The sequence below is a fragment of the Xanthomonas campestris pv. badrii genome (genome assembly GCF_012848175.1).
GTDB classification, from domain to species: domain Bacteria; phylum Pseudomonadota; class Gammaproteobacteria; order Xanthomonadales; family Xanthomonadaceae; genus Xanthomonas; species Xanthomonas campestris_C.
In genome coordinates, this window is record NZ_CP051651.1 from 2,949,819 (window position 1) to 2,972,877 (window position 23,059).

Annotated in this window: 13 protein-coding genes; 7 read left to right on the forward strand and 6 right to left on the reverse strand. The window is 66.2% G+C overall.

Features of this window, described 5'->3' with window-relative positions; genetic code table 11:
• Positions 1–98: 98 nt before the first annotated feature.
• Together HG421_RS12575 and HG421_RS12580 are read left to right on the forward strand one after the other, a co-directional pair.
• Positions 99–785 (forward strand): glycoside hydrolase domain-containing protein, encoded by a 687-nt coding sequence (locus tag HG421_RS12575; RefSeq protein ID WP_169706660.1) that lies wholly within the window; start codon positions 99–101, stop codon positions 783–785.
• 547 nt (positions 786–1,332) lie between these two features.
• The gene (locus tag HG421_RS12580) at positions 1,333–1,827 is read left to right on the forward strand and encodes a hypothetical protein (RefSeq protein WP_169706661.1); all 495 of its coding nucleotides are present in this window, start codon (positions 1,333–1,335) and stop codon (positions 1,825–1,827) included.
• Positions 1,828–1,987: 160 nt separating this feature from the next.
• Here HG421_RS12580 and HG421_RS12585 read toward each other — a convergent pair whose 3' ends face one another.
• Positions 1,988–3,520: an AraC family transcriptional regulator gene (locus tag HG421_RS12585; protein WP_169706662.1), complete on the reverse strand. Its 1,533-nt coding sequence runs from the start codon at positions 3,518–3,520 to the stop codon at positions 1,988–1,990.
• A gap of 438 nt (positions 3,521–3,958) precedes the next feature.
• Here HG421_RS12585 and mdtD point away from each other — a divergent pair, with 438 nt between their 5' ends.
• Positions 3,959–5,380: a multidrug transporter subunit MdtD gene (mdtD, locus tag HG421_RS12590; protein WP_169706663.1), complete on the forward strand. Its 1,422-nt coding sequence runs from the start codon at positions 3,959–3,961 to the stop codon at positions 5,378–5,380.
• 130 nt (positions 5,381–5,510) lie between these two features.
• Here the strand turns inward: mdtD and HG421_RS12595 are convergent, their stop codons facing one another.
• The 4 genes from HG421_RS12595 to HG421_RS12610 all read right to left on the reverse strand — a co-directional run bounded on the left by HG421_RS12595 (position 5,511) and on the right by HG421_RS12610 (position 20,178).
• Positions 5,511–8,993, reverse strand: a complete 3,483-nt coding sequence (locus HG421_RS12595) for a hybrid sensor histidine kinase/response regulator (RefSeq protein WP_248279510.1) — start codon at positions 8,991–8,993, stop codon at positions 5,511–5,513.
• A gap of 229 nt (positions 8,994–9,222) precedes the next feature.
• A complete protein-coding gene (locus HG421_RS12600; RefSeq protein ID WP_169708184.1) occupies positions 9,223–12,738 on the reverse strand; it encodes a hybrid sensor histidine kinase/response regulator in 3,516 nt (1,171 codons plus the stop codon).
• A 260-nt stretch (positions 12,739–12,998) separates the two neighbouring features.
• On the reverse strand, positions 12,999–16,538 hold the full coding sequence (locus HG421_RS12605) for a sensor histidine kinase (RefSeq protein WP_169706665.1): 3,540 nt from the start codon (positions 16,536–16,538) through the stop codon (positions 12,999–13,001).
• 82 nt (positions 16,539–16,620) lie between these two features.
• The gene (locus HG421_RS12610; protein WP_169706666.1) at positions 16,621–20,178 is read right to left on the reverse strand and encodes a hybrid sensor histidine kinase/response regulator; all 3,558 of its coding nucleotides are present in this window, start codon (positions 20,176–20,178) and stop codon (positions 16,621–16,623) included.
• Positions 20,179–20,274: 96 nt separating this feature from the next.
• Here HG421_RS12610 and HG421_RS12615 point away from each other — a divergent pair, with 96 nt between their 5' ends.
• The 4 genes from HG421_RS12615 (at position 20,275) to HG421_RS12630 (ending at position 22,779) form a co-directional block, all read left to right on the forward strand.
• The gene (locus HG421_RS12615) at positions 20,275–20,937 is read left to right on the forward strand and encodes a YceI family protein (RefSeq protein ID WP_169706667.1); all 663 of its coding nucleotides are present in this window, start codon (positions 20,275–20,277) and stop codon (positions 20,935–20,937) included.
• Positions 20,934–21,497, forward strand: a complete 564-nt coding sequence (locus HG421_RS12620; RefSeq protein WP_169706668.1) for a cytochrome b — start codon at positions 20,934–20,936, stop codon at positions 21,495–21,497. Before HG421_RS12615 ends, HG421_RS12620 begins: the two co-directional genes overlap by 4 nt.
• A 9-nt stretch (positions 21,498–21,506) precedes the next feature.
• Positions 21,507–22,076, forward strand: coding sequence for a YceI family protein (locus tag HG421_RS12625; protein WP_169706669.1), 570 nt, complete (start codon positions 21,507–21,509; stop codon positions 22,074–22,076).
• A 133-nt stretch (positions 22,077–22,209) separates the two neighbouring features.
• Entirely contained in the window at positions 22,210–22,779 is a 570-nt protein-coding gene (locus HG421_RS12630; RefSeq protein WP_169706670.1) for an excalibur calcium-binding domain-containing protein, read from the forward strand.
• 18 nt (positions 22,780–22,797) lie between these two features.
• Here the strand turns inward: HG421_RS12630 and HG421_RS12635 are convergent, their stop codons facing one another.
• Positions 22,798–23,040: a glutaredoxin family protein gene (locus HG421_RS12635; RefSeq protein ID WP_169706671.1), complete on the reverse strand. Its 243-nt coding sequence runs from the start codon at positions 23,038–23,040 to the stop codon at positions 22,798–22,800.
• Positions 23,041–23,059: the final 19 nt, after the last annotated feature.

A 23,059-nucleotide genomic window follows, 5' to 3' on the forward strand; every position in this document is an offset into this window, starting at 1 on the left:
GGTCAGCGGCTCCTCCGCCACCAAGGCACTCCGACAACACGACCACACCGCCATCGCCGCGGCCGGCCCGACCAATACACGCTCCGAAGGAGTTGGACATGACGTGCTACGCAGGCTTCGATACCGATCAATTCCCCGGACTACCTGCCCTCGATTGGCTCAAGACCCACACCGAGCTGGCGTGGTGCGGCTACTACCTGGCACCGGCGCCGAGCCATGCCGACACCGGCTGGATGGGCCAACGTGCCGCGTTGATCGCGCAAGGCTGGGGCCTGGCCCCGGTTTACTTGGGTCAGCAGACGATCGGCCCCGGTTCGCACGACGTCACCGCCCGGCAAGGCAGCAGCGATGGCGCACAGGCCGCAGCGCTGGCACGCGCCGAAGGCTTTCCCCAGGGTGCGGTCGTCTATCTCGACTGGGAAGATGGCGGCAGCCCGCCCCAGGCCGCCATCGACTACATTCGCCTGTGGATCGCCGCGCTGGTGGAAAACGGCTATTCGCCAGGCCTGTATTGCTCGCACGCGCGCGCAGTGGAATTGCTCTCGCGCATCGGCCCAGGCCCCTCCCCGCGCGTGTGGGCCTGGCGCGTCTCCACCGCGGGCCGTCATCGCTATACCGGCGACATCCAGCACATCCAGGCCGCTGACCCGGCCGGCTGCGGGTATTCCCAGGCCTCGCTGTGGCAATACGAGCAGGATGCGGTGCTGTCGCTTCCCGATACGCCCTGCGATGGGCTGGAAGTTGATCTCAGCCATTCGGCTTATGCAGATCCGAACGTGCCTTGATGTTGCGCGTCCCGCTGTTGAAGTGCTGAAGATGGACAAGTCCTGGCAAGAACATAGAAAACGACATGCTACTAGCCGATCACTCCCTCACCTGAGATCAACGATGCCAAGCAATATCCACATGTGTCCGCTCGGCGGTCATCGAAACGGTCGTGCAGCCGGACAGACGCATTCCCCGCACCAATAACGTTGATAACAATTTAGATAAATCCGCAGCATAGCCATGGCGCCAGCTCAGCCAAACCGGATCAGCCAAGCGACACAGCGGCGAGGCGGCCAGAGTTTAAGATGTCCTGACAGCCCTTAAATCCACATCATTATTTCATCAAACACACCAGACGACAGCGATAGCAATCGCGATCAGCACCTGACGTTCGACATGCCAGTCGGATCAAAACCCTGGCGATAACTCCAGCATTGTGAAAAATTTTACGTCGCACAGGGTCATTCACTATTAAAACACTCACGACCGCCCAACCGGAGTTCCGCCGGGAATTCAATAACAGCCCCTGATCCACCATATTTAAACAAACCAAGGAAAATACACATGTCAGATCCTAACCCGCTAGCAAACGAATCCAGAACACCGATCCCTTTCGATCAACTTCCTTCGGAAATGATCCAGTACGCCATTAACTACATGCAACCAGAGGACCTGCAGAAAATCGGCATGACGTCAACCAGATTGAACGAAGAGGTGAATTATTTTATCCAAATGAGGCTAACCGACGATCCGGCAATCAAGAGATTTGAAGCAATGTTCAACAACATCAGTCCGGAGGGAATATTAGGCCAAGAGCGAATCGCCATGCTTGTTGCTGGATACGAGGATGGAAGCTGGGCCAATTACGTCATCGACCCCCCAACCGACGACGAAATCAAAAGAACGAGGTTACAAATCATGAAATACGCCTTGTATTTGATCTTCAATGGACGACTTTATGAGCGCCGAAGCCGTCAGCCGATACGCACCGGGACTTCCATCGCCGAAGTAGTGGGGAGATGGGCGGCCGGTCAAGTCATATGGGAGAAGAATGACTGAGCTGACAAGGCATATCGAGTATTTCTGAAAAAAAATATCCAGTGGGTCATCACAAGGGCGCTGCAATAATGACCAGCACGGATGGAATGACTGCGCTGCCTGCAGAACTTCGTGCTGGACCATCGCGGTGACCCAGCACGAAGCGTCTAACTACCTGCTGCTAGTCGATCCCACCGCCTGTTCCGGCGTTACGGAACTCACGCGGACTCACCCCCACCAGCCGCCGGAAGCTCTTCTCGAAATGGCTCAGGTCGCCGAAGCCGACCTTCAGCGCTACTTCGGTGATGCGCAACTTTCGTTGCTGTTGCAGCAGCTGTTTCGCCTTCTCGATACGCAGTTGCTGCAGCATCGGTTTGAACGGGGTACCGAGTTCGTCGCGGAACAAAAAGCCCAGATGCGACTGGCTGACGTGCGCCTGCCGGGCCAGGTCGCCCAGGGTCAGCGGCTCGGCGTAGTGCTCGCCCAGGTACACCAGGGCGCGCCGCAGTGCGTCGTGCAGGCTGGCCAGACGTTGGCCGGGGCGGTGCGGAAGACCGGCGATCCAGTCGACCGGGGTTTCGGGCAGCGTTGGCTTGTCTGCAGGATCAGCCTGTTGCGGAATAGTCGCGTGCGCATCGCGCTGCGCTGCTTGTGCCCGACCTTCCAGCAGACGCGACGCGTGGCGCTGGATGTCGGCAATGCCGACCGGCCTGCCGGCGGTCATGACCGCCAGGCGCAGCACCATCCGCTCCAGCTCCTGGAGATTTTCTGGCCATGGGTAGTGGATCAGGGCGTCCATCAGCACCTCAGTGACCAGCTGACCGTGATCCAGTCCATGCCGATCCAGCACGCGCTGAACATGAAAGCCGATGTCTGCCCGCCGCCTGCGCAACGGCGCGAGCTCGATTGCCAGGACATCAAGTTGCGACAGCAGCGCGCGTGAGAAGCGCCCAGCACGTACGCGGCGCGACAGATCAGCGGTCGTGGAGGCGATCACCCGCGGCCAAGCCTCGCCTCCCGACCCAGCCCACGGTGTGTATTGACCCCCAAGATGCCCAGCAAGCTGACGCTGTAGCGCGTCGTCGAGCTCGTCCACGCTCTGCAGGAACAGCGTTCCCCGGGACGCGCGCTCGAGCCATGCTGCCGGTGCATCGCCGGGCGCAGCGCAATCGACCGCAACGAAAGGTCCCTCCCGCCAGGGTGCAGTGGCATGCAGCAGGATCGCCGCGTGCTCTTTTTCGGTACCGAACTCGCCGCGCACGATGACCGGCAAGCGACTGTGCGCGGCCCGTTCGACGAACTCGTCGATCGTCCAGACTTCCTCGCTGAGCCCTGCGATCATCCATGATCGAGCGAGGTGTTCTTCCGCCCAGGTGCGCGCTGCATCACGCTTGATCAGATACGCACAACACTTTGCGATCTGCTCGCACAGCGTCATCGCTTGCGTGGTCACACCGCTCAGGGCAGGGGTCACGCGCAGCGTGCCAAGCACTTGCCGGGCGTACTGGACGGGGAAACACCGCTGTGAGGTTGCCTGCTTGTTCGCCTGATCCGGAGCAGGCGGATCGCTTTCCTCCACCCCCAAAAACTCGCATACCGCGCCGTGCAAGATATCGCTCTGCGAGAGTTGCCCGGCAATTTTCTCCAACATGGTTGCCATGGAATCGCCCGGAAGATAGGCGCGCTGTACTACATCCAAGACCTGCTTTTCCATTGATGTCCGACCTGATCATTGGCGCGCTCAGAAGGCGGCCATACCCAAGTCGCGCCATCCCTGACCAGACCGTCGGCAAAGCTCCAAGCACTGCATTCGCTTTTAGGTTCAACGCTCCCGCCTTCCGCTCGATCACTCCATCGCAACGCAGGGAAACCCACGCTTGCCTTGGCTGGATCTCTCGGAGGCGCAAAAGATTCGCCGGCGAATCCAACGCGTGTAGCAAGCCATAGCAGGCATTAGCACGCGGCCATTGCTCTGTCCCGGCGATTCGTGACATCTGGCCGGCCCGACATTCAATTGGGTGAGACCGGTCTCATTCGATGACGGTGCAGCGCCGTCGCTGCCACGGACTCAAGCAACGCTTTGGCGCATGGCGTTGCGACTTCCTGCACGGCAGCGCTGGGATAATGGGCGGTCCCTCTCATGGCGATGCCCATGCCTCAGCCCGCCCCCACCTTGCGCGCCTATGCCACCATCAAGCCGTTGCTGTGGCTGGTGTCGCTGGCGATCTTCATGCAGATGCTGGATGCGACCATCGTCAACACGGCGTTGCCGTCGATGGCGCGCAGCCTGCGCGAAAGCCCGCTGCAGATGCAGTCGGTGGTGTTCAGCTATGCGCTGGCGGTAGCGATGTTCATTCCTGCCTCCGGGTGGATTGCCGATCGCGTCGGCACCCGGCGTACCTTCCTGGCCGCCATCATCGTGTTCACGCTGGGCTCGCTGCTGTGCGCCGCTGCGCAGCAACTACCGCAGCTGGTGGCCGCGCGCGTGGTGCAAGGCATTGGCGGGGCGATGCTGTTGCCGGTGGGGCGGCTGGCCGTACTCAAGACGGTGGCGCGCGAAGACTTTCTGCGCGCGATGAGCTTCATCGCCATTCCCGCCCTGATCGGCCCGCTGATCGGCCCCACACTGGGCGGATGGCTGGTGGAAGTGGCATCGTGGCATTGGGTGTTTCTGATCAACCTTCCGATCGGCATCATCGGTTTTATCGCTGCACTGAAGATCATGCCGGACCATTACGGCGACGCACGCCGGCGCTTCGATCTGGTCGGCTATCTGATGCTGGCGTTCGGCATGGTGGCCTTGTCGCTGGCGCTGGACGGTATCGCCGAACCCGGCATGCGCCACGCCTTGGTGATGCTGCTGGCGATCGGTGGGCTGGCCGCGCTTGCCGGGTACTGGCTGCATGCCGGCACGGCCGCCGATGCATTGTTTCCGTTGGCGCTGTTCAAGGTGGCCAGCTACCGCATCGGCATCCTGGGCAACCTGTTCGCACGGGTCGGCAGTGGCTCGATGCCGCTTCTGATCCCGTTGCTGCTGCAGGTAGGCCTGGAGATGAGCCCGATGCGCGCCGGGCTGATGATGGTGCCGGTGGCGCTGGCCGGCATGGCCGCCAAACGCGCCGCGGTCAAACTGGTGGGCCGCTTCGGCTACCGCAACACGCTGATGGTCAACACCGTGCTGGTGGGCCTGGCGATGGCCAGCTTTGCGCTGATCGAGACTGGCCAGCCGCTGTGGGTGCGGCTACTGCAGCTGGCCTGCTTTGGTGGGGTCAATTCCTTGCAATTTACCGTCATGAATACTGTGACCCTGCGCGATCTGGACCGCGCGCAGGCCAGCCCCGGCAACAGCCTGCTGTCGATGGTGATGATGCTGGCCACCGGGTTCGGCGCTGCGGCAGCCGGCAGCCTGCTGGCCGCGTTCAATACGCACCTGGGCGATACGCACGGCGCCACCGCGGCACTGCATGCCACCTTCCTGTGCGTGGGCGGCATTACCCTGACCTCCACGTTGATCTTCTGGCAGCTGGCCGAAACCCGGCCGCATCCCAAGGATGTCGAAGCGGTTGCCGAGTAGGGACGCGCATGCCGCGCGGTGCTGCATGCGGCTCCGCATCATGGGCGCCACTGCTGGACTGATGTGGTTTTCCTGGTCGTGCTTGCGCTGCCGCGACCGCGCTGCATCGCGCATGTCGAGCGGCACGCGCCTATCCATCCTCGCGCGGGCGGGCGCGCCGCAGCGCCTCGGCAATGGTATCGGCCAGCATGTCGCCGGTCAGCGGCTTGCGCAGGAAACTGTCGAAACCGGCGTCCTGCGCGGCCGGTTCGGCGGCTTCGTCCGAGCGGGCGGTCACTGCGATCAACGGCATCTCGTAGCCGAACACGCGCAGTTGCCGCGCCAGTGCGAAGCCGTCCAGCCCGGGCAGATCCAGATCCAGCAGGGCGATGTCGAAGCTGGTGTCGGCCGCCTCGGTCAGCGCCGCCAACCCGTGCGGTGCATGCACCACCGAATGGCCCTGCGAGCGCAGCAGGCCCACGATGACCTCGGCAATGGTGGGGTCGTCTTCCACCAGCAGGATGCGCTGCGGCGCGACCGCCGCACTGGCGCGCGGCACGTCGCCGGCCAGCGTGGCATCGGAGGTCACCCAGCGCAGCGGCAGGTCCACCACAAAGCGCGTGCCCGCACCGAGCCGGCTGATCACCTCGATATGCCCGCCCATCGCCAGCGCCAGTTCCTGGCAGATCGCCAGGCCCAAGCCGCTGCCACCGTAGCGTGAGGTGGTCTTGGCACCATCGCCCTGTTCGAAGCGCTGGAACAGCCGCGCCTTCTGGTCGGCATTGATGCCCGGGCCGGTATCGGCCACTTCGAAGCGCAGGCCCTGATACGAGCCCAGCGTGGTCAGCTTGAGCCCGACCACGCCGCGCTCGGTGAACTTGATCGCATTGCTGAGCAGGTTGAGCAGGATCTGCCGGATGCGGGTGGGGTCGCCGCTGGCGGTGATGTCGCCCAGCAACCCCACTTCCAGGCTGAAACGCAGGCCGCGTTCCTGTGCCAGCGGCGCCATCAGGCTTTCCACTTCGGCGATCAGCTGGCGCACCGAGAACGGCTGCAGATCCAGCTCCAGGCGTCCGGATTCGATCCGCGCCAGATCCAGCGCGTCGTTGACCAGGCGCAGCAGGTGCGCGCCGGCACGGCGGATCGATTCGGTGTAGCTGCGCTGTTTGGTATCCAGAGGCGTCTTGAGCAGCAATTCGCTCATGCCCAGCACGCCGGTCATCGGCGTGCGCACTTCGTGGCCAAGCGTGGCCAAAAAGCGGGTCTTGGCCAGCGATGCCTGTTCGGCCAGCTCCTGCTTGTGCACCGCCAGTTGCCAGGCATTCAAGCGGCGCAGGCGACGGCGGTACAGCAACACCGCTACGGTCACGAGAAAGAACACCAACAGCGCCAGTACCGTCAGCCCCCACGGCGACAACCACCACGGCGGCATGACCTGGAACTGCAGGCGCTGGCTGGCCGACCAGATGCCGTCGGCGGTGCGCCCCTGCACCTCCAGCACGTAGTGCCCGGCAGGCAGGCGCGAGAACAGGCGCTCGCCGCTGGGGCCGACATCGATCCAGTCCGGGTCGTAGCCGCTGAGGCGGAAGCGGTAGCTGGTGGACTCGGGATTGGTGAAGGTCGGTATCCGCGCCACGATGTGCAGATCGCGGTCGCCGTCCTGTATCTGCAGCGGCGCAACGCCGGTGACATCCAGCCCACGCTCGCCGCGTCGCAGCCCCACCCGTTCGATCAACAACTGCGGCCGACGTAAATTGGGGCGCATCGTGGACGGATCGAACACCACCACGCCGTCGGACGTGCCACCCAGTATCTGCCCGCCGCTTGCCTGCACCAGCGTGGCCACCTGCATGGGCGAGCTGGGCAGGCCGTCGTGCACGTTGTAGACGCGCACCAGCTTGCTGCCGGGATCGACGCGGATCAACCCACGATGACTGGACACCCAGGCCACGCCACCGGCATCGACCACCAGGCCGGTCGGCGCAACCTTCGGGAACTCCTGCTCCTTGCCCACCGTGTCCAGATGGATGAGCTGCGCGCCATCCCACAGATACCGCCGCAGTTCGCCCGCAAGCCCCACCCAGACGATGCCGCCCTCTCCCAGACGGAACACGTACGTTGGCAGATCGGCGGCGCCGGGAACTGCGATGAACCGGTCCAAGTGCGGGTCCCACCGCCACAGACCGGCGTTGTTGCTCAGCCAGATCTGCCCATCGGGTCCGATCCGCATGTCCAGCACGGTCAGCGCCTTCAGGCCGTGGCTTCCGTAATCGATCGTCCTGAGCAGTTGCCCCTCGCCGTTCCGCAACTGGATGCCCTGGGTCATCAACGCCACCCAGATGCGCCCTTGCGCATCCTCGGCCATCCGGCCCGGCCTGCCCGCCATATCGGGGTCGGCCGCAGGATCCACGCTCTGCAGCAGCGGCCAGCGCCTGACCTTGCGCGTGCGCGGGTCGTAACGCACCAGCGTTCCCTGTACGCCGATCCAGACCACCCCCTGCCTGCTTTCGAACACGCTGTCGGGGATGCGCATCGGATCGATATTGGGCAGATGCAGCTTGACCCGGCCGCTCGCCGGATCGAAGTATTCCAGCGCGCTATGCGAGCCCGCCACCCAGACACCACCGGCGGCCGATGGCGCTGTGGCGGTAATCGACGGGTTGGTCAGCGACTGCGGATCATCCTTGTGATGCGAGAACACCGCAAAGGTGTCCCAGCGCGGCGGCAGATGCCACAGACCGCCCTCCAGGCTGGCAAACCACAGCCCGCCCTCGCGATCCTCATAGGAATCGATCCAGTTCCGGTTCACCAGGCCGTGCGCCGACGCACTGTAGGTGGGCACCTGGTCGACGGACGAACCATCGGTGCTGATGCCCAGGCCAGCGTCGATGTCCAGCCAATGGCGCCCGCGTCGATCACGCAGCAGCACGCCCCTGACCTGCGGCTTGGTCGCAGCGCTCTGCCATGGGCGCGTGATGGATCGCCCGGCGGTATCGAGCCGAAATGCATGACCGGCCAGGTCGCCAACCCATAGCACCTTGCCGCCCGGTTCCATGTAGAGCCTGTTGACGGCCTGCTCTGCAACCGGAAGCGGCACACGCTGCATGCGTTGACCGTCCCAATGCACGAGTCCACCCCAGGTGCCGATCCACATCGAGCCGTCAGCGGCGGCTTCGAAACCCACCACGCTGTCGGATGGCAGTTGGTGCGGCTCGCTGGCGGCCGCGGAAAAGTGCTGCATGCGGCCGTCCGCCCGATAGCGGTACACGCCCTGCTTGGCGGTTCCGATCCAGAGCGCGCCATCCGGTGCGGTTGCCAATGTCCACACCATGGCATCGCGCAATTCGGGAAACTGCGGGTCTTCCAGCCGCTGGAAGGTGCGCGTCCTTGCGTCCAGGAAACCGACGCCGCCGTCCTCGAAGCCCAGCCATACGCGATCGTTGGCATCCACGCAGATGCCCCAGATCACATTGCTGGTCAGGCCATCTTCCATCCGCCAGATGCGGTAGTTGCGGCCATCGAACCTGGCCAGCCCGTCATCGCTGGCGATCCACAGGTAGCCCTGCTTGTCTTCGGCAAAATCGTTGACGGTGTCGGAGGGAAGTCCGTCGGCAACCGTCAACTGGCTGGGCACCGGTGTGGCAGGGGTACGCGCCTGCGCCGGAAGCACGGCCAGACACAGGCACAACCAGAGCGCAGCAAGCGGCCGATGGGCAAGGCGGGTTAGAAGGCGCACCGGATCAGTTTCACGACAAGTGGGCGCATAGTGCGGGCCACGCGCGGTGCGGGCAAGCCTGAGGCTATTCATGGCGACACGGGTGGCACCTTTCACCGGCTCGGCTGACGCCGCACGACGCTTTCAGCTACATGCCATCGCGTGCCCCCGCCTTGCGCAATGCCTCGGCGATGGTATCGGCCAGCATGTCGCCGGTCAGCGGCTTGCGCAGGAAGCTGTCGAAACCGGCGTCCTGTGCGGCTGGTTCGGCGGCTTCGTCCGAGCGGGCAGTCACCGCGATCAGCGGCATCTCGTAGCCGAACACGCGCAGTTGCCGCGCCAGTGCGAAGCCGTCCAGCCCGGGCAGATCCAGATCCAGCAGGGCGATGTCGAAGCTGGTGTCGGCCGCCTCGGTCAGCGCCGCCAACCCGTGCGGTGCATGCACCACCGAATGGCCCTGCGAGCGCAGCAGGCCCACGATGACCTCGGCAATGGTGGGGTCGTCTTCCACCAGCAGGATCCGCTGCGGCGCAACTGCCGCACTGGCGCGCGGCACGTCGCCGGCCAGCGTGGCATCGGAGGTCACCCAGCGCAGCGGCAGGTCCACCACAAAGCGCGTGCCCGCACCGAGCCGGCTGATCACCTCGATATGCCCGCCCATCGCCAGCGCCAGTTCCTGGCAGATCGCCAGGCCCAAGCCGCTGCCACCGTAGCGTGAGGTGGTCTTGGCACCATCGCCCTGTTCGAAGCGCTGGAACAGCCGCGCCTTCTGGTCGGCATTGATGCCCGGGCCGGTATCGGCCACTTCGAAGCGCAGGCCCTGATACGAGCCCAGCGTGGTCAGCTTGAGCCCGACCACGCCGCGCTCGGTGAACTTGATCGCATTGCTGAGCAGGTTGAGCAAAATCTGCCGGATGCGGGTGGGGTCGCCGCTGGCGGTGATGTCGCCCAGCAACCCCACTTCCAGGCTGAAACGCAGGCCGCGTTCCTGTGCCAGCGGGGCCATCAGGCTTTCCACTTCGGCGATCAGCTGGCGCACCGAGAACGGCTGCAGATCCAGCTCCAGGCGTCCGGATTCGATCCGCGCCAGATCCAGCGCGTCGTTGACCAGGCGCAGCAAATGCGCGCCGGCACGGCGGATCGATTCGGTGTAGCTGCGCTGTTTGGTATCCAGAGGCGTCTTGAGCAGCAATTCGCTCATGCCCAGCACGCCGGTCATCGGCGTGCGCACTTCGTGGCCAAGCGTGGCCAAAAAGCGGGTCTTGGCCAGCGATGCCTGTTCGGCCAGCTCCTGCTTGTGCACCGCCAGTTGCCAGGCATTCAAGCGGCGCAGGCGACGGCGGTACAGCAACACCGCTACGGTCACGAGAAAGAGCACCAACAGCGCCAGTACCGTCAGCCCCCACGGCGACAACCACCACGGCGGCATGACCTGGAACTGCAGGCGCTGGCTGGCCGACCAAATGCCATCGGCGGTGCGCCCCTGCACCTCCAGCACGTAGTGCCCGGCAGGCAGGCGCGAGAACAGGCGCTCGCCGCTGGGGCCGACGTCGATCCAGTCCGGGTCGTAGCCGCTGAGGCGGAAGCGGTAGCTATTGGATTCGGAATCGGCAAAGCTCAGCAGGCGCGCCACGATATGCAGGTCGCGATCGCCATCGCGCACCACCAGCGGCTGCACATGGCTGAGGTCCAGCCCGCTCTCGCCGCGTCGCAGCCCAACCCTTTCGATCACCAACGGCACCCGATGATCGGTGGGTTTGAGGTCGGCAGGATCGAAGATCACCAGACCGTCGGGCGTGGCACCGACGATCATGCCCTTGGACGATTGCACCAGCGAGCGTGCCACGAACTGCGGGTTGGGCAGGCCGTCATGCACGCCAAACACCCGCACGCCGCGCGTGGCAGGATCCACGCGGATCAGGCCACGCATGCTCGACAGCCAGGCCACGCCATCGCCATCGATCACCAGGCCTTGCGGCGCCAACGCCGGAAATTCCTGCTCGGCGCCCACCGTGTCCAGATGCTGCAGGCGGCCGTTCTTCCACAGGTACCGATGCAACTTGCCCAGCCCGGCGAACCAGGCCACGCCGCTGTCGGTGAAGCGAAAGGTAAAGATCTGCTCCCGCGGCGCCCCGGCGATCGCCTCGAACCGTTCGCTGGCGGCATTCCAGCGCTGCAGGCCATGACTGCCTGCCAACCACAGCACGCCATCCGGGCCGTTCTGCAGATCGTGCACGACTGCGTCGTGCGCCAGTCCATGGCTGCCGCGAAACACCCTGCGCAGCAGCCTGCCCTCTTCATCGCGTTCCTGCAGCCCGGTGGCGGTGCGGACCCAGAGGTGCCCGTCGGCGGTCTGCTGCAGCGCTTCCATTACTGCATCCTGCGTTTCGTCCTGGCCATCGCCCTGCAGCCGCTCGTCGGCCATCTTCCAGCGCCGCAGCGCGCCACTGGCCGGGTCGTAGCGCACCAGTTCGCCGAAATGCCCCACCCAGACCCGGCCCTTGCGATCTTCGAGCACGCTGTAGGACCAACTGCTTACCCCCAGGCTCGGCAATACCCGCTCCATCTTGCCGATGGCTGGATCGACCCGCTCAAGCGCGCCGGCGGTGCCCACCAGCCAGAAGCGTCCGTCGCGCGATTTGGCAGCGGCCTGGATCGCCAGGTTGCCACCATGCTGACCGTCTTCCTTGGAATTGAAGACCACTGCAAAACGTCGCCAGTTCGATGGCAGGTGCCACAGCCCCCCATTGGGGCTGGCGAACCATACCCCGCCTTCGCGATCCTGGTAGGCCGACTCCCAGTTGGGACGGATGCGGCCGTGCGCCGACAGGCTGTACAGCGGTACGTTGCTCACCGCATCGCCGATGGCGTGGCCCAGCCCGTTCAGCGTATCCAGCCAGTAGCTGCCATCGTGGTCGCGCAGCAGCACGCCCAACACCGGAAACTCGGCGGGCACCTTCCAGTGATGCGGACGCACGCTGCCGTCGGCAGCGCGGCGGAACAGATGATCGTCGCTGGTGCCGATCCAGAGGCTGCCATCGGGGTCGGCGGTGAGCCGGGTGATGATCTTCGAGGTCGGCGTGGGAAACGCCTGTCGCTCGAAGTCCTTGCCGTTCCAGTGCGCGGCGCCGTCGGCGGTCCCCACCCACAGCGTGCCGCGTCGATCCACTTCCAGCCGGTAGATCGCGTTGTCGGGCAGGCTGCGCGGGTCATCGGCGCGATGCACGAAATGCTCCAGCGTGCCATCCGGTCGCAGCCGATACAGCCCGCTGCTCTCGGTGCCGAACCAGATGCTGCCGTCTTCGGTGGACTGGATGTTCCAGATCGCCGCGCCACGCAGCGCCGGATAACGCGCACTGTCGTAGAAGGTGAAGCGATGGCGCGAAGCGTCCAGCATCGCCAGCCCCGCCATCCCGGTGCCCACCCAGACCCGGTTGCGCTTGTCGACATGCACCGCCCAGGCCTGGTTGTCGCGCAGCCCGTCCTCGATGCGCCAGATGCGGAAGTTGCGGCCATCGTAGCGTGCCAGTCCATCGCTGCTGGCCAGCCACAGATAGCCATTGGCATCTTCGTCGAACCCGTACACCACGTTGGACGGCAATCCGTCGGCCACTGTCAGCTGCCGCGGCTGCGGCAGCACCGGCACACCGGCGCAGGCCGACATCGGCCAGACGAACGCGGCCGTCAGGCACACCAACAGCACGCACCTGAGCAGCGACACGGTCGCCAGCACACGCCAGGAGAGACGGATTGGTTGCAAGGTGCGCCCTTGTTCTGTTTCAACGCATAGTGCGGACCGCCCTGCATGCTGGCAACACGCGGTGGTCTGATGCGCCGACTGCGATATTCCGGGTTGCATGCAGCGGCAGCGGTCGGCGACCAGATGCTCGCCAGGCACGGGAGCACGGCGCGTTGCGGGCAGCATCAGCCCGGCAGAGCAATCGACTGCGCGCGTGCGCGCGCCACGCGTGCGGCGGCAATGGCCTCCACCAGCATGTCCGCGGTCACCGGTTTACGCAGGAAGCCATCGAACCCGGCGTTCTGCGCCTGCGTCTCGGCATCGCGGTCGGCGCGTGCGGTGACCGCCAGCAAGGGGAAGCCATGGCCGAGCCGGCGCAACTGCGATGCCAGCGCGAACCCATCCAGCCCCGGCAGATCCAGGTCCAGCAGCGCCACGTCGAACCCGCCATCGACCGCCTCGGACAACGCCGCCAGCCCATGCGCGGCATGCACCACGCGATGGCCGCGCCCACTCAGCAGCCCGCCGATCACTTCGGCCACGGTCGGGTCGTCTTCCACCAGCAGGATGCGCAGCGGCTCGCCGGCCAGGGTGCGCGCCTGGCCGGCAACCGCGCGCGGGGTCGAACGATCGATCGGCAAGGGCAGGTCCACGGTGAACTGGGTGCCCACACCCAGCCGGCTGCGCACCCGGATCTGGCCCTTCATCGCCACCGTGAGTTCCTGGCAGATCGCCAGCCCCAGCCCGCTGCCACCATAGCGCGAACTGGTGCGTGCGCCTTCGCCCTGCTCGAAGCGCTGGAACAGCCGCTTCTGCTGCTCGGGACCGATGCCAGGACCGGAATCGCGCACCTTGAAGCGCAGGAACTCGCCATGCTGCGCCACGCTGAGCCCCACCTCGCCACGTTCGGCGAACTTGATGGCGTTGCCGAGCAGGTTGATCAGGATCTGGCGCACCCGCGTGGCATCGCCCACCACCATCAGCCCGGAGGGCAACTGATTGCGGTAGCGGAACTGCAGCCCGCGCGCCTCGACGATGGGGTGCATGAAGTCGGCCAGTTCCTGGGTCAGCTGCGATGGATCGAACGGCTGCTGCACCAGCTCCAGCTTGCCGGCCTCGATGCGCGCCAGATCCAGCGCATCGTTGACCAGCCGCAACAGATGCGCACCGGCCTTGCGGATCGCATCGACGTGGCTGCGCTGCTTGGCATCCAGCGGGGTGGCCAGCAGCAGTTCGCTCATGCCCAGCACGCCGGTCATCGGCGTGCGCACTTCGTGGCCCAGGGTAGCCAGGAAATGCGACTTGGCGACCGACGCCTGCTCGGCCAGCTGCTGGCGTTGTTGCGCCAGAACCCATTCCTGCTGGCGCTGCCCCCGCCGCCGCCATCCCCACACGCCCAGGCACAACAGCACCACGCACAGCAGCGCCGCGGCCAGTTGGGTGGGCGTACTCAACCACCACGGCGGCCGCACTTCCAGCTGCAGCGCGGGGGCGGCGATCCACTCGCCGTCGCCGGCACGCGCCTGCACCTCGATGCGGTAGTCGCCCGGCGGCAGCCGCGAGATGACCCGTTCGCCGGTGGCGCCCTGCTCCACCCAGCGCTCGTCGTAGCCATCCACCCGGTAGCGATAATGGGTTGCCGCAGGATCGACGAACGACAGCAGGCGCGCACTGATGCGCAAGTCGCGGTCGCGCGCGTTCAATACGATCGGCCGCTTGTGCGGAATCGGCTGCGGCCGCTCGGCGTCATTGCGACGAACCTGCACCGACTCGATCACTAACCGCGCCACCGCTGCCGGGGCGAACGGCCGCGATGGATCGAACAGCACGATGCCGCTGGTGGTCAGCGCCAGCACCTGTCCGCCGGGGCCGGTGACCGGGGGACGCATCGAAAATTCGCTGTCCGGCAGGCCGTCGCGCTGGCCGAACAGGCGTACCTGACGCTGCCCCCGTTTGTAGGCAAACAGGCCACGCGAGGTGGTCGCCCACACGGTGTCGGTGCCCCCCAGTGCCAGGCCACGGATTTCGGTCGATGGCATGCCCTGCGCGCGCCCCACCCGTTCCAGCAGCTGCGCCTGCCGCCCATCCCAGCGGTAGCGTTCCAATGCACCGGAGCGCCCGACCCAGAATTCGTGCGGCGACACGAACGCCAGCGCATACACCTCGGAGTCGCCACCACCGATCACCCTGCGGAAGCGCTCGCCCTGCCAGACCCACAGGCCATCGCCGGCCGCCACCCACGCCGAGCCGTCCGGGCGGATGAGCAGCTGTTGCACCATGCCCCCAACCTCGCTGAGGTCGCTGCCGAAGCGGAAGGTCGCCAGCAGGCGGCCGTCTGCTGCACGCCGCTGCACCCCGCCTTCCACGATCGACAGCCAGAACTCGCCATCGACGCCGGGCACCATCAGTTCCACCCGGTGGGTGTCGGAGGTGTCGAGCCCCATTGCGAGTTGGCGTTTTCGCCCGGTCTTGGGGTGATACAGGGTGACGCCCTCACGCAGCGCGACCCACAGTGCACCATCAGCGGCCGGCAGCACCGACTGCACGGTTCCACCACCGAGCACATCGCTATGCAACAGCGGCAGCACCTCGCCCTGATCGCCGACCCGATACACCCCTTCGCCGGTAGTCACCAGGAAGCTGTCACCGTCCACGGCTGCGTTCACCAGATACAGGCCCTCCAGCTGCTCGCCCTGGGTCTCTAAGATGGTGGAAAAGCGCTGCCAGTCCGGTGGCAGGTAGGCCACGCCCTGCGAAATCAGCCCGAGCCAGAGTCCGCCCTGGCGGTCCTGCATGACATCGAGCACACCGCTGTGGGCAGTCAGAAAGCCGCTGCCACGGTCGCCCTCCATGACGCGCAGCGCGCGCGTGCCGGGGGCGACACGAAAGAACCCGTCGGCCGCTCCCACCCAATAGCCGCCATGGACATCGTGCACCACGGTGCCGGCACGCACGCTGGACGCCCCTTCCCAGGGCGCAGGCTCGAGCACGTCGTTCGCCGTGACCCGGTACAGGCCCTGGCTGCTGCCCACCCACAGCGTGCCGTCGTCATCCTTGCTCAACTTGAACACCGTGGCGCTCAGGCGCTGCGGCGCAATGCGCACGAACCGCTCGCCATCGCGCATCACCAGGCCGCTTGCGGTACCGATCCACAGCCGGCCACGCGCATCGACCGCCATGCTGAAGATGGTGTCGCTGGGAAGCCCGTCCGGCGCATCGGGAGTGGCACGGAAGACCGTGACCCGGCCATCCTCCTCGCGGCGGCACAGGCCACCGCCACTGCTGCCGATCCAGATCGCGCCCTGCGCCTGCGCCAGTGCCCAGACCTGCCCGACACAGGCGTCGGCCACGGCGGGAAAGGTCGCAAAGCGCGTGCGCTCCGCATCGAGCATGCTCAGCGGCGCGCCGTTGACGCCCAGCCAGACCCGGTCGCGATCGTCGACCAGCAAGGTTTCCACCTCGTTGCCGGGAATCGAGCCGGCGCTGTGCGGGTCGTGCTGCCACACCTGCAGGCCGATGCCGTCATAGCGCGCCAGCCCGTCGCTGGTGGCCGCCCAGACATAGCCCTGCCGGTCCTGGGCCAATGCCAGCACCATGCGCGAAGGCAGCCCCTCGGCCGGGCCGAAGCGGCGCATCCGTGGCGTCTCGATCTGGTTCACCGCCATCGCATCCATGCCGATCAGCAGCAGCATGAACGCAAGTGCGCACAGCACGCGATTGTTCATTGTCATCCTTGGTCCCGGCCACCTGCGCGATCACGCATTCCCCGGCCGGACTGCACTGTACCTGCTCCGGCACGCGCGGTGACTACCCGGCAGCGCTACCGTCAGGCGCGTCCGCCGCCTCGGCGAGCACCCGCGCCAGCGCGCTGGCCAGCAAGTCCCCGGTGACCGGCTTGCGCAAGAAGCCGTTGCAGCCGGCCGCCATCGCCTGCGGCTCGGCATCGGCGTCGGCCCGCGCGGTCACTGCCACGATCGGGAAGCGCACCCCACGCGCGCGCATCTGCGCCACCAGCGCGGCTCCGTCGATGCCGGGCAGGTCCAGATCGCACAGGCCCGCATCGAAACTGCGCATGCTCACCTCCGCCAGGGCCGCCAGACCGTGCATCACATGCGTCACCGCGTGACCGCGGGCCTGCAGCAGGCCCACGATCACCTGCGCCACCGTCGGGTCGTCCTCGATCAGCAGCAGCTGCAAGGCCGCCTGCGGCGGCGCCACCGCACGTGCCGCCTCCGGCGCAACCACAGGCAGCGTGGTCACCCACCGCAACGGCAACTCCACCACGAAACACGCGCCCTGCCCCAGCTCGCTGCTGACGCTCACCGCGCCCCCCATCGCCGCAGCCAGCTCGCGGCAGATGGCCAGCCCCAGTCCACTGCCGCCATGCCGCGCATGGGTGAGCGCGCCTTCGGCCTGTTCGAAACGCTGGAACAGCCGCCCGCGCTGCTCGGCGCTCATGCCCGGACCGGTATCGCGCACCTCCACCCGGATGCCTTGCCCGGGGTGCTGCGGCACGACGCATACGCGCAGCTGCACGCTGCCACGCTCGGTGAACTTGACCGCGTTGAACAACAGGTTGAGCAGGATCTGCTGCACCCGGCTGGCATCGCCATGCAGTGCCGGCGGTAGCGCGTCATCCAGCTCGCAGGCGAACGCCAATTGCTTCTGTTCGGCACTGGGACGCACCAGCTCGACCACCTGCCCGATCAACTGGCGCAGATCGAAATCGCGGTAGTCCAGCGGCAGCTTGCCGGCCTCGATGCGGGCCAGATCCAGCGCATCGTTGACCAATCGCAGCAAATGCTTGCCGGCAGACTGGATCGCACCGGCGTAGCCCTGCTGCCGCGTATCCAGCGGCGTCTGCAGCAGCAACTCGCTCATGCCCAGCACGCCGGTCATCGGCGTGCGCACCTCATGCCCCAGCGTCGCCAGGAAGCGCGTCTTGGCCAACGATGCCTGCTCGGCCAGCTCGCGCTTGTGCTGGGCCAGCTGCCACTGCGCGCGCATGCGAACACGACGTCGATAGGCGGCGGCGAACAGCGCTGCCACCGCCGCGCCAAGCAGGCATATCGCAGCCAGGCCCATATCGCTGCGCCACCAGGGTGGGTTGACGGTGAATGCGAGCGTGTGCACCTTCGATGCATTGCCCAGCGGATCGACACCCTGCATCTGGAGCACATAGTTGCCGGGCGGAAGGGTCGAAAACTCGCGCATTCCTGAGGCGTCGTGCTCCACCCAGCCCGAGTCGAACCCTTGCAGGAACGTGCGGTAGCGATTGGCCATCGGATCGATGAAAGACAGCAGCCGCATGTTGATGCGTAGCTGGCGGTCCACCGGCGACAGCGAAAAACCACCGCTGATCGGCAAGCTGCGGCGACGTTCGCCAGCCTGCACGCTCACCGTCTCCAGGCGCATCTCCGGCGTGAACGTCGGCACATCCGGTGCGCGCGTGTCGATCAGCACGGTATAGCCATCGGCGGTCCCGCCCACCAGCACGCCGTCGCGCGCCATCAGCAGGCAGCGGTGGCTGAATTCCAGGCTGGTCAGTCCATCGCGCGCGGTAAAACTGCGTACCTGTGCCCGTGCCTGACGTGGATCGATGCGCCACAAGCCGCGTGGCCCCGACAACCACAAGCGCCCCTGACTGTCGCGCTCCAGCCCGTAGGCGTCCATCGCAGGAAAGCCCTCGGCCGAGCGGATGCGGCGTAGCCGCTTCCATCCAGTGCCATCGCTGCCCCAACGTTCAAGGCTGCCTGCGCGATACAACCACAGATGGGTGGCATCTTCGACCACGAACGCCTGCAGTGTCTCCTCGGTTTCAAGACCAGGCACCGGCACGAAACCACCGGCCGCCGATTGCCAGGCATACATGCCGCCATACGCACTCACCCAGATGCGCCCATCCGGGCCCTTGCGAATTTGCGGAGACACCACTTCCTTCAAACCGTGCGGGTGGTGTTGATCGATCGTGTCCAACAACCGCCCGCTTGCCAGGTCGCGTCGCTGGATCACCTGCTCGTAGGCCACCCATAGCGTGCCGTCGCCTGGCTCACCGATCCACAGCGCCGCTTCGGCAGGCCCTTCATCGCTGAAGTGGCGTAGCGCGCCGGTGGTCACGTCAATACGCGACAGTCCAAAACGCCCGCTCCCCAACCACACGGTGCCGCGACTGTCTTCCAGTGCGGTTGCCACCTCCATGTCGCGGAACTCCGGCTGCTGGATGCCGGTCTGGGTCAATGCACCGGTGGAGGTGTCGTAGCGCAGCATCCGGCCGCTGCGATCGAACTGCCACAGCCCGCCCGAACGTGCAGCGGGTGCAAGGCTGCAGCTGAGCCCTTTGCCCTGCTCGTTGATCTGCTTGAACGCTGCCGTGCGCCGCCAGTCTTCGCGCAGGTAGGCAAGCCCGCGCCCATGCAAGGGCACCCAGATTCCGCCATGTGCACTACGCCAGATGGTGGTCACGTGTCGGTTGGACACCAGCGGCGTATCGCCGTTGTTGACCGGCACCGGCGGCTGGTCCTGGCGGGTATGCCACAACCCCTGCTCGGTGCCCAGCCAGAATTCGCCATCGCCCGCATCGGCGACCGCCCAGACACGATTGCCCGCCGCAAACATCGGCGCCCAGGTCGGGGTGTGCCAGACACCGGATCCGTCCATCGCGCGCAGGCCGGTGTCGGTAGACGCCCACAACCGCTGCCCTACCCACTGCAACGCATTGATGCCGCTGTCATCGCCATCCGGGCGCACCCGGTGCAAGGCCATGCCGTCGTGGTACGCCAGGCCACCAAGGGTGCCGATCCACATCCGGTCGCGATCATCCAGCGCCAGGGCATAGACCGGATTGGGCGCCAGGGGGTCGTCCATCTTGGCCAGATCCAGGGTGCTGAACTGCCCCTTCGCATCCAGCCGCAGCACCGCGCCGGTCGACAGGCCGAACCAGATCTCGTCGCCACGGCCGGCAATGGCGTAGACATCGCCCACAGCGAGTTCGGGCACCTGATTGGGCAGGTAGGCCGTCAGCGTGGCGCGGTCAGCACTGAGCATCGCCACCCCGGCGCCCCCCAGCGCCAGCCAGAGCCGGTCCTGCGAATCGATGTAGATCGCCTGCAGCAGGTTGCTTCTGAGCGAGTGCGGGTCGGTGGGCTCATTGCGCCAGACCTTGAACCCGGCACCGTCGTAGCGCACCAGTCCATCGGTGGTGGTCATCCACAGGTAGCCGGCACGGTCCTGTGCGATGGCGGTGATCATGGTGGAGGGCAAGCCCTCGGCCGGGCCGACGATGCGAAACCGCGGAATGGCCGGAACCCCGGCCAACGCAGGACATGCCGTCAAAACGGCGAGCAGTACGATCAGCAGCACACGCATGTGGGAATCCCTTCCACGTCCAGCCGGCATGCTCGCAATGGATCGTTGCAAGCGCAAGCCGCGCGCGCGGCGCCGGGATGTGTCTAGAATCCGCCCATGACGCCCCTAGCCCGCCTGTTGCTCCTTCCCGCCCTGGCCCTGACCAGCCTGGCCGCCAGCGCCGCACCGGTGCGCTACGCGCTGGATCCGGTGCATACCCGGGTGCTGTTCGCGGTTGAACATGCCGGCTTTTCCAAGGCATTGGGCACGGTGTCCGGCAGCACCGGCAGCCTGGTCTTCGACCCGGACGACTGGGCGTCCGCACGGCTGGAGGCGACCGTGCCGCTGCGCCGCGCCGACCTGGGCGATGCTAAGTGGAACGAGGCCACCCTGGCACGCAACCTACTCGACGCCGAGCGCTTTCCCGACGCGCATTTCGTCTCCACGCGCGTGCAGGCCAGTGGCGACAACCGCGCCAGGGTCACCGGCAACCTCACCCTGCACGGCGTCACCCGCCCGGTCACCCTTGAGGTGACCCTCAACGCACTCAAGCGCCATCCGCTGCCGCCGTTTCGCCGCACCGCCGGGTTTTCCGCCACCGCCACGCTGAGCCGGGCCGAATTCGGCATCGATGCGTGGAAATCGATGATCGGCGACACGGTGGAATTGCGCATCGAAGCCGAAGCGGTGCGCGAAGGCCGCGCCGACGATGAGCCCGCACCGCCGCAAGCCGCACCCACCCCACCGGACAGCGCCGCCAGCCAGGAATCGGGAACATGAGCCTGAAGAACACCGACCGCTGGGGCGGCGTCAGCCAGACCCTGCACTGGGTGATCGCGCTGCTGATCCTGGTACTGGGCATCGTCGGCCTGACCATGGGCGAGCTACCCAAGACACCGAAATATTTCTGGGTCTACACCGCGCACAAGTCGGTGGGGCTGACCGTGCTGGCGCTGGTGATCGTGCGGCTGGGCTGGCGGATCTATGCCGGCGCGCCGCCGCCGGTGGCAGGCACGCCGCGCTGGCAGGAGCGCATTGCCGGGCTCACCCACTGGCTGCTGTACGCGATGATCTTCGCCATGCCGCTGTCGGGCTGGCTGTACGACTCCACCAGCGGCCTGCGGCCGTTCCGCTGGTTCGGCCTGTTCGACGTACCCAAGCTCAGCCCGCCGGACGAACACCTGCGCGCCATCGCGCACTTCATCCACGAGTGGGGCTTCTGGTTGCTGATTGCCGTGGTGCTGGCCCATGCCGGCGCCGCGCTCTACCACCACCTGTTCCAGCGTGACGCCACCCTGGCGCGGATGTTGCCGCGCGGCTGGCTTTCCTCCAGACCCTAAGGATTTCCCATGTCGTCCAAGCTGTTCGCCTCTCCGCTGCTGGTCGCTGCCTCGCTGGTTGCCACCTTGGCCGCTGCCCCGGTATCTGCCGCCGAATATGTTCAGGCCCCCGGCTCGACGCTGGTGTTCGCCAGCAAGTACGACGGCGAAGTGTTCACCGGCAAGTTCCCCGGCTTCGACACCACGCTGAGTTTCGATCCGGCCAACCTGGCCGGCGCCAAGCTCGATGTGCGCATTCCGCTGGCCAGCGCAATCAGCGGCAACAACGACCGCGACTCGACCCTGCAGGGCCCGGACTTCTTCAACGTCGCCAAGTTCGCCACTGCGCGGTATCGCGCCGACAAATTCCGTGCCCTGGGCGGCAACCAGTACGCCGCCGACGGCACCCTGGAGTTGCGCGGGGTCAGCAAGCCGGTCACGCTGACCTTCACCTGGACGCCCGGCGCGCAGCCGGTGCTGGCCGGCAAGGCCGTGGTGAAGCGACTGGACTTCGGCGTGGGTGGCGGCGATTGGGCCGACACCAAGACCATCCCCAACGAAACCGCGATCAGCACCAAGGTCGTGTTGAAGGCGAAGTAACGCCACAGGCCGCAACCGGACGCGGCCACTGAGCGGCGGACTACCTCGTCGGGTCCGCCGCTTTTTTGTGCCTGCAGCGAGGAATGACACCGCAGGACAGCTAGACTGGAGGCTGACGCCGAGGATCCGAACGATGCGCACACACGGAACGTTGACCCGCTGGAATGCCGAGCGAGGCTTTGGCTTCATCACTCCGGCGCGGCCAGGCGATGATGTGTTCGTGCATGTGTCCGCCTTCGGCCGCGGCACGCCGCCGCCGCGCATCGGCGAGCTGATCTCCTTCGAGACCGACGCCGGCCCGGACGGGCGCCTGCGCGCGGTGCGCATCACCCGCGCCGGTACGCAGGCCGGCAGGCACGCAGCTTCCAGCCATCGCCACGCACCGGGCACGGGGACCAGCAGCGGTTTCCGGCTCGGGCTCGGCAAGGTGGTAATGCTGATGCTGCTGACCGGTGGCACCGCCGTCGCCTACCTGCAACGCGACGCCCTGAGCGCGGCGATGGCGCCCAGCACCGTCGCCGAGCCGGCACCTCGAGTCGCAGCGCCTGCTGCTACCCCGGCGCCCCCCGGGTGCGATGGCCGTACCCGGTGTTCGCAAATGCGCTCCTGTGCCGATGCCACCTATGTGTTGCAGCACTGCCCCAATACCCAGATGGATGGCGACGGCGACGGGGTGCCCTGCGAGCAGCAGTGGTGCCGTTGATCTGAGCGACCTCCCCATCTAACCGACCCGGGCGCGACCTTCCTGCAGCCACGCACGCACCCGCGCGCCATCGAACGGCCACGCCAGTTCGCGCCCGTGCGCATCCCGCAACACCGGCACCCGTGTGCCGTAAACGGCCTCGAGCGCGTCGTCGTCGTCGATGAACACGCTGCGGAAGTCGCCCGCACGCACCTGCGCCAGCACTTCGATGGCCTGATCGCACAGGTGGCAGTCATCGCGCTGGTACAGGGTCAGGGCCATGCGGACGTCTCATGTTGCG